This is a genomic window from Georgenia sp. SUBG003 (assembly GCF_000715355.2).
Taxonomy (GTDB): Bacteria; Actinomycetota; Actinomycetes; order Actinomycetales; family Actinomycetaceae; genus Georgenia.
In genome coordinates, this window is record NZ_CP180204.1 from 4640212 (window position 1) to 4649811 (window position 9600).

The 9600-nt window shown below is 66.9% G+C and carries 13 protein-coding genes and 8 pseudogenes; 7 read left to right on the plus strand and 14 right to left on the minus strand.

Translation table 11 applies throughout. The features are described 5' to 3' along the window. Positions 1–248 precede the first annotated feature (248 nt). The gene (locus DA06_RS27255; protein ID WP_418606527.1) at positions 249–761 is read right to left on the minus strand and encodes a hypothetical protein; all 513 of its coding nucleotides are present in this window, start codon (positions 759–761) and stop codon (positions 249–251) included. Positions 762–854: 93 nt separating this feature from the next. After that, positions 855–1314, minus strand: a pseudogene (locus DA06_RS27260) (pyruvate dehydrogenase (acetyl-transferring), homodimeric type); the annotation flags it as partial. 11 nt (positions 1315–1325) lie between these two features. Between DA06_RS27260 and DA06_RS27265 the strand changes: the two are divergent. Further along, entirely contained in the window at positions 1326–1661 is a 336-nt protein-coding gene (locus tag DA06_RS27265; RefSeq protein WP_418606528.1) for an ABC transporter permease subunit, read from the plus strand. Positions 1662–1761: 100 nt separating this feature from the next. Here DA06_RS27265 and DA06_RS27270 read toward each other — a convergent pair whose 3' ends face one another. Continuing rightward, positions 1762–1923: a hypothetical protein gene (locus DA06_RS27270; protein WP_418608458.1), complete on the minus strand. Its 162-nt coding sequence runs from the start codon at positions 1921–1923 to the stop codon at positions 1762–1764. Between the two features lie 471 nt (positions 1924–2394). Continuing rightward, positions 2395–2736: pseudogene (locus DA06_RS27275) on the minus strand (alpha-amylase family glycosyl hydrolase); the annotation flags it as partial. Between DA06_RS27275 and DA06_RS27280 the strand changes: the two are divergent. Beyond that, positions 2668–2991, plus strand: coding sequence for a hypothetical protein (locus DA06_RS27280; RefSeq protein WP_418608459.1), 324 nt, complete (start codon positions 2668–2670; stop codon positions 2989–2991). The pseudogene DA06_RS27275 and the gene DA06_RS27280 sit on opposite strands and share 69 nt — an antisense overlap. Before the next feature lie 525 nt (positions 2992–3516). Here the strand turns inward: DA06_RS27280 and DA06_RS27285 are convergent. The 3 genes from DA06_RS27285 to DA06_RS27295 all read right to left on the minus strand — a co-directional run bounded on the left by DA06_RS27285 (position 3517) and on the right by DA06_RS27295 (position 4951). Continuing rightward, positions 3517–3846, minus strand: a complete 330-nt coding sequence (locus DA06_RS27285) for an MFS transporter (protein WP_418606529.1) — start codon at positions 3844–3846, stop codon at positions 3517–3519. Next, positions 3801–4070, minus strand: coding sequence for a hypothetical protein (locus DA06_RS27290; RefSeq protein ID WP_418606531.1), 270 nt, complete (start codon positions 4068–4070; stop codon positions 3801–3803). Before DA06_RS27290 ends, DA06_RS27285 begins: the two co-directional genes overlap by 46 nt. Before the next feature lie 752 nt (positions 4071–4822). Further along, entirely contained in the window at positions 4823–4951 is a 129-nt protein-coding gene (locus DA06_RS27295) for a hypothetical protein (RefSeq protein WP_418606532.1), read from the minus strand. 49 nt (positions 4952–5000) lie between these two features. Here DA06_RS27295 and DA06_RS27300 point away from each other — a divergent pair, with 49 nt between their 5' ends. Together DA06_RS27300 and DA06_RS27305 are read left to right on the plus strand one after the other, a co-directional pair. Continuing rightward, positions 5001–5132: a hypothetical protein gene (locus tag DA06_RS27300; RefSeq protein WP_418606533.1), complete on the plus strand. Its 132-nt coding sequence runs from the start codon at positions 5001–5003 to the stop codon at positions 5130–5132. Then, positions 5132–5185 (plus strand): annotated as a pseudogene (locus DA06_RS27305) (hypothetical protein); the annotation flags it as partial. The gene DA06_RS27300 and the pseudogene DA06_RS27305, both read left to right, overlap by 1 nt. 135 nt (positions 5186–5320) lie before the next feature. Here the strand turns inward: DA06_RS27305 and DA06_RS27310 are convergent. Then, positions 5321–5723, minus strand: a pseudogene (locus DA06_RS27310) (potassium transporter TrkG); the annotation flags it as partial. A gap of 1 nt (position 5724) precedes the next feature. Between DA06_RS27310 and DA06_RS27315 the strand changes: the two are divergent. Next, positions 5725–6165, plus strand: a complete 441-nt coding sequence (locus DA06_RS27315; protein WP_418606534.1) for a 5'-nucleotidase C-terminal domain-containing protein — start codon at positions 5725–5727, stop codon at positions 6163–6165. On the opposite strand, the pseudogene rplM reads toward DA06_RS27315, so the two are convergent. Continuing rightward, positions 6146–6468: pseudogene (gene rplM, locus DA06_RS27320) on the minus strand (50S ribosomal protein L13); the annotation flags it as partial. The gene DA06_RS27315 and the pseudogene rplM overlap by 20 nt on opposite strands. A 15-nt stretch (positions 6469–6483) precedes the next feature. Further along, positions 6484–6815: pseudogene (locus DA06_RS27325) on the minus strand (small basic family protein). Positions 6816–7222: 407 nt separating this feature from the next. Here DA06_RS27325 and DA06_RS27330 point away from each other — a divergent pair. After that, positions 7223–7444: pseudogene (locus DA06_RS27330) on the plus strand (ATP-binding cassette domain-containing protein); the annotation flags it as partial. 86 nt (positions 7445–7530) lie between these two features. Here DA06_RS27330 and DA06_RS27335 read toward each other — a convergent pair. Both DA06_RS27335 and DA06_RS27340 read right to left on the minus strand, forming a co-directional pair. Next, the gene (locus DA06_RS27335) at positions 7531–8010 is read right to left on the minus strand and encodes an ABC transporter substrate-binding protein (protein ID WP_418608265.1); all 480 of its coding nucleotides are present in this window, start codon (positions 8008–8010) and stop codon (positions 7531–7533) included. A gap of 4 nt (positions 8011–8014) precedes the next feature. After that, positions 8015–8146: pseudogene (locus DA06_RS27340) on the minus strand (BNR-4 repeat-containing protein); the annotation flags it as partial. A 25-nt stretch (positions 8147–8171) separates the two neighbouring features. Here DA06_RS27340 and DA06_RS27345 point away from each other — a divergent pair. Then, positions 8172–8300 (plus strand): hypothetical protein, encoded by a 129-nt coding sequence (locus DA06_RS27345; RefSeq protein WP_418608460.1) that lies wholly within the window; start codon positions 8172–8174, stop codon positions 8298–8300. Here the strand turns inward: DA06_RS27345 and DA06_RS27350 are convergent. Together DA06_RS27350 and DA06_RS27355 are read right to left on the minus strand one after the other, a co-directional pair. Continuing rightward, positions 8287–8430: a hypothetical protein gene (locus tag DA06_RS27350; protein WP_418608461.1), complete on the minus strand. Its 144-nt coding sequence runs from the start codon at positions 8428–8430 to the stop codon at positions 8287–8289. The two genes, DA06_RS27345 and DA06_RS27350, sit on opposite strands and share 14 nt — an antisense overlap. A 683-nt stretch (positions 8431–9113) precedes the next feature. Then, positions 9114–9545 carry an ABC transporter permease gene (locus DA06_RS27355; RefSeq protein ID WP_418606535.1) on the minus strand — a complete coding sequence of 144 codons (432 nt, stop codon included), beginning with the start codon at positions 9543–9545 and terminating at the stop codon, positions 9114–9116. Positions 9546–9600: the final 55 nt, after the last annotated feature.

The following is a 9600-nucleotide window of genomic DNA, read 5'->3' on the forward strand; positions in this document are numbered from 1 at the left end:
GGGAGCGCGCCTCGGGGGCCTGCCATCCAGGAAAACACCGCCGTCGGTGTGCGCTGGTAGAGCCAGCGGGGGAGCACTCCGACCGAAGAGCTCCTCTGGAGACGTCAGCTTCGCGATTGCATCGTTGAGGGCTTCTGCTCCGGCGGCATGGCCGAGTCGGGTCAGCTCCGCGGCCATCCGTCCTTCAGCGCGCTTGCAGGCGCGTCCGACATGTTGACGCAGATAGCTAGCCTGCTCTCGAAACGCTGCTATGGCGTCGCAGTCTCAGAGAGCAGTGCGACCAGGTCGGGGTCGTCGCTGTCTGGCCCAACACGAGCGAGCGAAGTCAAACAGGGGCTGGAGGCGGCGCGCATGTGGAGTGCCGCCTCGTTCTGCACCGCCAGATCCGTCAGAAGGTCGGCTTCTACGACCCCGACGACCCGCAGTCCGGGCTCTCTGCGCACGAGAACCTCACGACCTCGTTCGTGCGCGACCTCAGGGCAAGCATCGAGGAGAACTTCTGGCCTGCCCTGACGCGCGGACGTATCCGCGTGCGCGTCGACGTCGAGGACGACGGCAAGCTCGTCCACTCCGAGCAGCTGACCGCTGAGGACACCTTCACCGAGCTGGTGCACGCCCTCCGGTCCTTCGACGTCGGTGAACTTTCGGAAAGCCTCGACGAACCCGGCTCGGTCGTTGTCCGTGACGTGCCCATCAGCATCCCGAAGCGGCGGCCCCCGAGGAGCACCAGCCTTCGTCCACCAGGCGAAGCTCGTCGTCACGCTCTCCGACGACAACGCCGACTCGCTCGAGAACCGCGTCTGCCTGTTCCGTCAGCCCGAGATGATCGTGGAGACCGTCGACCACACCCCTCGAATCTTCTTCATCTGGTGGGTCGCGTTGCGGCCCGCGAAGCTCGGCCCGAGACCGTAGCCCTTGACGGTGTGCGCCAGGACGACCGTCGGCTGCCCGGTGTGCTCCGTGGCGGCCTTGTACGCGGCGTAGATCTTCCGGTAGTCGTGCCCGCCGCGCTTGAGCGCCCAGATCTCGTCGTCCGTCATGTTCTTGACGAGCTCCTTCGTGCGCGGGTCGCGACCGAAGAAGTGCTCACGCACGTAGGCGCCGTCGTTGGCCTTGTACGTCTGGTAGTCCCCGTCGAGGGTGTTGTTCATCAGGTTGACGAGGGCGCGGTCCTTGTCGGCGTTGAGCAGCGCGTCCCACTCCCGGCCAGATGACCTTGACGACGTTCCAGCCGGCCCCGCGGAACTGGGCCTCGAGCTCCTGGATGATCTTGCCGTTGCCGCGCACCGGACCGTCCAGGCGCTGCAGGTTGCAGCGCCAAGCTCATGGGGGTCAACGTCGACCGCGTCATCTCCCGCACGTTCTTCATCGGCTCGGCGCTCGCGGGCGCGGCCGGCGTGATGGCCGGCGCCTACTACGGCACGATCGACTTCCTCATGGGGTTCGTCATCGGGCTCAAGGCCTTCACCGCCGCGGTCATCGGCGGCATCGGGAACCTCTACGGCGCGATGCTCGGCGGGATCCTGCTCGGACTGCTGGAGTCGTTCGGCACCAACTTCCTCGGCGGTGAGTGGCGCGACGTCTTCTCCTTCGCCTGCCTGATCCTCTTCCTCTCCTTCCGACCGACGGGCATCCTCGGCGCCCGCGTGGAACGGATGTGACCGCCATGACCACCGAACCACCGAGACCCGCACGGTGAGCGGGCTGACCTGAGATCGCGGCGGACGCCGGCATCGCGCAGATCGAGCTTGCTGGCGACTACTACGGTCGCACGCCCGCCCAGGTGCGCGCGCTGGTCGAGTCGTTCGGGATGCGGGTGACGAGCAACCACTTCGGGCCCCGCTCGATGATCCAGAACATCTGGTACGACGCCGGCGAACGCGCCCGCATCTTCGAGGAGGCGCACGCGCTGGAGACTGCCAAGACGGGCTCGCGGACGCTCCCGTTCTTGCGGGACTTCTCGGCTTCGGCGTCTTCGTCCTCGTGGTCCAGGCGGTCGCCACCCGGGACATCGCGCCCGCCTACCCTGCGGCCGGGGCGGCGCTCGTGGTCTCGCTCGTCCCCGGTGCCGTGTACCTCGGCCAGTACTCCAAGGACGTCCTGGTTCTGCTCATCACCGCGCTGGCTCTTCGCAGGGCAGGGAGCGGACGCTTCGAGCTCCTTCTGGTCACCACGATGCTGGTGTACGCCGCCGTGTTCCGGAACTACTGGTTCCTGGCCATCGCGCTCTACGTCGTGCTGCGGCTCATGATGCGACGCACCACCAGCCTGAGCCGGATCTTCCTGGTGATGGTCCTCGCCCTGGGCGTCCTGGCGTTCCTCTTCCCTCTGCTCTCGGCGCCCGCAGGTACCGGTGCGGCTCGGAGAAGTCGTGCTTCTCGCGGGCGGACATGCCGACGCGTTGAGGAAGAACGGCACGGCGTCCACCCGGAAGCCGTCGACGCCGAGCTGGAGCCAGAACCCCATCACCTTGGCGATGGCGTCCTGGACCGCCGGGTTGGCGATGTTCAGGTCCGGCTGGTGCTTGTAGAAGTGGTGGAGATACCACTCGCCGGTCCGCTCGTCCTTCTCCCAGATGGAGTCCTCCTCGTCGGGGAAGACGACCTGGTCGGAGGTGTCGGGCGGGGGTCGGAGCGCCACACGTAGTAGTCGCGGTACGGGTTGTCCGTGCTCTTCCGGGCCTCCTTGAACCACGCGGCCGGGACAACATCGGCGTGGCTCATGGACTTCGGCCACTCGCTCTTCGGCGGGGAGTCACCGGCGGCAGCCGCCCAGCTGCTCATCGACCACGGCAAGCTCTGGGCGATGGACGTCAACGACAACCTGCGCGGCTGGGACGACGACCTGGTCGTCGGCACCGTCCACATGACCGAGATCTTCGAGTTCTTCTACACGCTCAAGGTCAACAGCTGGGAGGGGTCTGGCAGCTCGACCAGTTCCCCTTCCGTGAGGACAGCGTCGATGCCGCCCGTACCGCGATCCGGTTCCTGAAGGCGCTCTACCGTGCGCTCGAGAACCTCGACATGGACGGCCTCGCCGCGGCGCAGGAGCGTCACGACGCCATGGCCGCCCAGCGCCTCGTCCAGGACGCGCTCCTGCAGTCGATGGTGCCGTCGGAGTCCAGGGTTATCGCGATTCTGCGGCACATGGCTGGATGGAGCGCGTGTCGGCGAACGATGCAGCTTGGGTTATCGAGAACGCTCGGGGAAGTCGTTCGCCGGTATCCGCTTGCCGGGCGCCTTTCCTTAGTGCAAGCGAGGGATGCGTCCTGAATCGGCGGAGCCATCGACTAGATCGCACAAGAACGTCCCCTTCGGACACGCACCTCTCATCTTGAAGGTTTTGTTGCCGTTTTTTACGCTTCCCGTCGTGGGAGCAAAGGGACAGGGGGGGGCGAACAGCAAACGCTGGGAAGACATGCGCCCGGGAAAGGGCACTTTGAGCAGGGGTCGGGAGAGCAGCTGCTTTCAGGGGGAGTTAACGGGAGGGATGCGAAGCAGGGGCGTTGGGACGAGTTCATTGCAAGGGTGCGGGCGACAACTGCCACCAGATCCGACGGGCGAGCACCAGGATCGCGGCGACGATGACCACCTCGCCGGCGAAGACCCACCGCCACGACGCGTACGTCGTCAGCAGACCCCCGATGAGCGGACCGACGGCGACCGCGACCGCGCCCGACGCGGCCACGAGCCCGTAGGCGCGCGGACGCTCCGCCCGGCCGAAGTTCGACGCCACGAGCGCCACGATGGCGGGCAGGATCAGCGCCGCCCCGACCCCCTCGAGCACGGACCAGCCGAGCATCAGCACCGGCAGGCTCTGGGAGAGCGAGGTGGTGAACGAGCCCACCCGTAGACGACGCAGCCCAGCATGAACGCCCGACGACGGCCCATCGTCTGTCCCAGCTTGCCGCCGGTGATCATCAGGGCGGCCATCACCAGGGTGTAGAAGGTGATCGCGGTCTGGATGCCGGTCACGGAGGTCCCGACGTCCTGGGCGACCGTCAGCGCGTCTATGACGACGGTGGTCGAGCGCATGAGGAAGACTGGGGCGCTCGCGAGGGTGAGGAGCACGGCCCCAGGGGGCGGACCGTACCGTTCGACCCGCTGGGTGCTGCCGATCCGGGCCTTATCGCCACTGCGATTAAGCAGCGGGTCCGTAACATCATCCGGAGCTACAACAACCCCTCGGACCTTCTCGCCGAGCCAATTCAGAATGCTGTGGACGAGGTTGATGAGGCGGCCCGTGTGGGCGCTATCGACCGGGGGGAATCCGAATAACTATAGACTGCTCCACGGGAAAAGTGTCGGTCAGAGATAATGGTCGTGGAATATCTCAGCTCAATATCCGTCGTCTTCTAGCACCCGACGTAACGGACAAAGCGGATCTGTTCCGAAACGGGCGGTCCCGAGGTCACAAAGGTGTAGGGCTGACCTTCCTCGCATATGGATTCAATTTTTTCGAGCTTGAGTCGCGAACCGACGCTGAACACTTTCGTGTCCGGATCGAGAACTCGCGTCGATGGGTGGAGGACCCGACAATAACGCAGTTCCCCTCAACGGGAACCGGCACACCACCGAGGGGAGGTCGTCCACCGAGCGCACGGCCCCCGCCGTAGCAGTCCTCGGTCGTCAGCTCGACGACGGACCCGGGCGGGACCGTCAGGAGCGGCTCCTTGCCGCCGAAGGTGAAGGAGTACTGGTCCGGCTCGGGGGTGCAGCTGGAAGACCTCGGTCACGGCTGGTGCTCCATTCCCCGCGAGCTGGGGGCTCGCGCTTGGTCGCCTTGAGGACGCGAGGATGACGACGCCGATCCCCGGCCCAGATCAGGCCGAGGGTCTGCGCGGCGATGGAGGCGTGATGACGACGAACAGCAGGATCGCGAACCCGATGATCGGCATCACCAGGTGCCGCAGGTAGTCGGTGGACCGGTTCCGCACGACGAAGTGGTTCACCACGGCGGCGTGCAAGCCGTGCCCTCGACCGTTACCGGAGCCTGTCCCGATGGACCCCACAATCATCATCTTCCTCGCCCTCATGATCGGCATGATGTGGTTCGTCACGAGCCGCGGGAAGAAGCAGGCCGCCGCTCAGCGAGACATGCTGGCCAAGGCTGTGGTGCCCGGCGCTCCGTGATGACGATCGGCGGGTTCTTCGGCCGGGTGGTCGACGTCGACGGTGACGTCGTCACCCTCGAGAGCTCCGGGGTGGAGACGATCTGGCTCAGGAGCGCGATCAAGGAGGTCAAGGAGCCGCCGTTCGCCGTGGTCGAGGACGACGAGGACGCGGCCGGCACCTCCGCCGTCGTCCCCGACGACGCCTCCGAGCACGTACTTGCCCGCGTCCGGCAGGTCGGGGGGTGATGCCGGTGCTCAGCCCCACCGTGGCGAAGGCGGAGATCACCTCGTACAGGATCACGTCGAGGTGGAGGTCGGTGAGCGTGAGCAGCGCCAGCGTGGCGATGCCCACGAGCGTGGAGCCGAGGAACGCCACGGACACGGCGAGCCGGACGGTGGTGGAGCCGATCCGCCGGCCGAAGGCCTCGACGTCACGGTCGCCGCGCGCCTCGGCGACGATCGCGAGCACGAGCACCGCGAACGTGACCTTGATGCCGCCCGCCGTCGAGGCGGAGCCGCCGCCCACGAACATCAGCGCGTCGGAGAGGAACCAGGTGGCCTCACGCGCCTGCCCGATGTCGACGGTCGCGAGCCCGGACGACCGCACGTTCGTGCCCTGGACGAGGCTGGGGGCCACCCGGGACAACGGCGCGCAGATCGCCCTGATGAACCCCGGCGGCGTGCGCTCGGACCTGCTGTACGCCTCCTCCGCGCGGGGCGAGGGCGACGGTGTGGTGACCTACCGGGAGGCTTTCACCATGCAGCCCTTCGGGAACCTGCTGAGCACGATCCCGATGACGGGTGACCAGGTGCGACGGGTCCTGGAGCAGCAGTGTCAGTCGCGGTACCTGCACCTCGGGGTGTCCGAGGGCTTCACCTACGACTCTCCCCGAGCTGACCTGCCCGGCGGCGGCAGCCTCGCTCTCGGTGGTGTAGCTGCTGGGGACGTTCTCGTCGTCCAGCTCGATGTCCGAAGTGGTCTCAGCCACAGTTCTCCTTCAGTCCTGTTCTGTGCCGCAGGCGCGGAGGCGCTTACTGGGCGACCTGGGTGATCTCGAAGGTCTGCGGCTTCTGCGCACTGTGCGGGTGCTCCGCACCGGCGTAGACCTTCAGCTTGCTGAGCTGGGCGCGCCCCAGGGTGTTCTTGGGAAGCATGCCGCGGACAGCCTTCTCCACGGCGCGCTCCGGGAACCGGGCGAGCAGCTCGGCGTAGTTGGTGGCCTTCAGCCGCCCGGGTAGCCGGAGTGGCGGTACGCGATCTTGTTCTCGCGCTTGCTTCCGGTCAGAGCAACCTTGTCAGCGTTGATGACGATGACGAAGTCGCCGTTGTCCACGTGCGGGGCGAAGGTCGGCTTCCCGCCCCGAGGTGCTCATGCGCGGAAGACGTGCCGGCGGATGGCGGCGACGTTGGAGAAGATCCGGATGCCGAGCACGACGACGACGGCGGTGCTCAGCTGCGTCCCACCCCGAGCTGGTCGCCGAGCCAGACGATGAACGCGGCGACGAGCACGTTGAAGACGAAGGAGACGACGAAGACTCTCTCGTTGAACAGCCCGTCCAGACGCGCCCGCAGGCCGCCGAACAGCGCGTCGAGAGCTGCGATGACCGCGATGGGCAGGTAGGGCTGCAGGAAGATGGGCACGGTGGGTTCGAAGAACACCCCGACGAGCACTCCCACGGCGAGTCCGAGCAGAGCAAGCACTCAGCGCACCTCCTCCTCTGCCGGCCGCCCCGGTCGCCACCGCCGTGCTGTCACCCGAGGGTGGCACATCCTGCGACGGCTCCTGGCCGTGATCGTGGCGGTGACGAACTTCCTCGTCGACGTCCTCGCCGCGCTCATCGACCCGAGGGTGAGGTACTGAGATGACCACCGTCGTCCACGGCACCTCCCGCGAGCCCCGCTGGCACAAGCTGCCCGTGATCTGGCAGCTGCGCCAGAGCGTCGGCCTGCAGCGCGGCATGCTCGTCGCCGGCCTGCTGCTGTGCCTGATGTTCGTCCTCATGGCGCTCCTCGCCCCGCGCTCGCGCCGTACTCCTTCAACCAGCTCTCCGACGACGGCGGCAGCTTCCCCCGCACCGCCCCGCCCAGTCCAGGATCCGCACGCGGCAATGGATCCGCGGATGACCATCGGGGAGAGTCTCACAGCGGTCCTGGCGCAGCACCGGATCTGCGAGCCCCAGGACCGGCGTGCGCGAGTCGCCGAGAGACTTGACGAGGTGGGGCTCGACGCGACCTACCTCGACCGCTACCCCAGCGAGTGTTCCGGTGGGCAGCTCCAGCGTGTCGGCATAGCGCGCGCTCTGCTGCTCGATCCGAAGATCCTCTGCGACGAGCCTACTTCCGCCCTGGACGCCTCGGTCCAGGCCAGGGTGCTCACCTCATCAGCAGCTCCGCAGGGAGCGAGAGCTGACGCTGATCATGATCTCGCACGACCTGCGCGTGGTGGAGGGTGGCCGGCTGGACCGTTCCGGCGATGGCGTTGCGTCCGAGCCTGGCCGGCGAGCATGCGCTCGTCGATCGCCGCGTCCAGACCGATGACGAACTCCCAGCTGTCCGGGTACGCCTCCCGGACGTCGTCGGTCTCGGGGTCCCAGTGCTCGTTGCGCACCAGGGTGATGCGGCTCCCCGGCTCGTAGGACTCGAGCTTGTACGGGCCGGAGGAGATCAGCCCGTTGATGAACTCGTCGCCGGCGCCGGTGCCCTCGGGGAAGGGCGCGAAGTTGGCCTGCGCCACGAGGTAGCCGAACTCGGGGTACGGCTCCTTGAGGTGGAAGACGATCGTCTGCTCGTCCGGCGTCTCGATCGTCTCGAGCGGGCCGGAGCGGTAGGGCCCCGTCGGTACCCCCTCGGGGGCGTCGATGACCGCTTGGCGTAGGGGGAGCCGATGCGTCGACAGCGATGCTGATCGAGTTGTGCGCGTCGACCACGTTCCCGCGGTAGGGCGTCCACTCGTACTCCCACGTACCCGCGTCGCGGTCCCGCCGGGCGAGCACCAGCTCGCCGGACGGGTTGTAGTAGGCCGCGAACTGCATCGTCCGCCCGTCGATCTCGGCAGTCGTGAGCGAGTTCTTCCGGAAGGCGGTGGCGTTGACGGAGTTGTTCGCCCAGCCCGGTGTCAGCCGGGACAGGGTCGAGGCCTCCTCCACCGCCGCCGTCTCGCCTACCGCCTGGCTCATGCGCGAGTAGTTCCGGCTCCGCCCGTCCCAGTCGCCGACCAGCACGCGTCGTCGGCACGGCCGTAGTTCGTGACCTGGTCGGCCGCCCCGTCCCGCATGGAGTTCTTGATGTGGTACTCGTTGCCTCGACGCACGGTCAACGAGTCCTTGCCGTCGCCGTTCCAGTCCCCCGACGAGCACCGCGTCCCCCGGCACGCCCGTAGCGAACGTCTCGCTCACGAATTATCCCCAGACGTCAGTCATCTTCCAGCAGCTACCCGTTGTCACCCCGGTGCCCTGGTTGGTCGTCGTAACTCTAGACGCTGGCGACGCGTCGTCCGAGTCATCGGTGGACAATTGAGGAGTGGCGCCTCTGCTCGGACGCCTCTAGATGCGCTGGTGCATGAAGGCTGATCTAGTCTTGGGTTGCGCTCGGGTCATGGCTTGTAACTACGCCAAATCGCTCACTATTCGGCGCCGATGTTCAGCTCTCTTTACTCGGCTCGACGCGCACTCGAAGGTAGCCGAGAGTTCGGGTAAGTGGCCGACTAGGGGCGACTCGCCGAGATCGAGATACTCGCGGCCGCGCTGCCCTGTAGCGTTCCTCCTGTGGAAGAAATCTGGGGGAGCGGTCCTCGGCGGCGTCATTGGCGCCGCTGTAGCGGCTGGGGGTTGCACGGTACTCAGTCGCAGAAGAACGTCGCACCGGTGAACTGCATCGCCCGCAACGAGATGTTCGGGTGAAGTCATCGCAAAGTTTTCATGCCCTAGACCAACTCTCCGGCACCAAGTCATTTCACCGTCGACGGCACCCTGGGAGGAGTTCCAGCGCCTATGGTCCCAACTATGGACCACGTCCGTCAGGGTCGTGATGAGGACCGTGAGCGCCACGATGCACACGATCGCTGCCTGCATGACGGGGGAGGTCACCGTTGGTGACGGAGTCGTACACCAGTCTGCCCATCCCGGGCACGGCGAAGATGACCTCGACGACGGAGCCGCCGAGGAGACCGGCGAGCCAGACGGACACCAGTGTCACGACCGGAAGGATCGCGTTGCGGATCCCGTGCTTGAGCATCGTCTCGGCGAAGCTGAGCCCGCGGCTGCGGGCGGCGGTCACGTGGGGCGACTCGAGGACGTCGATCATCGAGGCGCGCGCGACCTGGGTGAAGTAGGCCAGGGGACGCAGCGCAAGCACAAGACAGGGCAGGACCATCGACGACGGTCCTTGCCACCCCGCGGACGGCAGCAGCCCGAGGCCGAGGGCGAACACCATCACCAGAACCGGCCCCCGGGTAGCGGGAGTCGTTGCCGGGGTAGTTGTTGTCGTT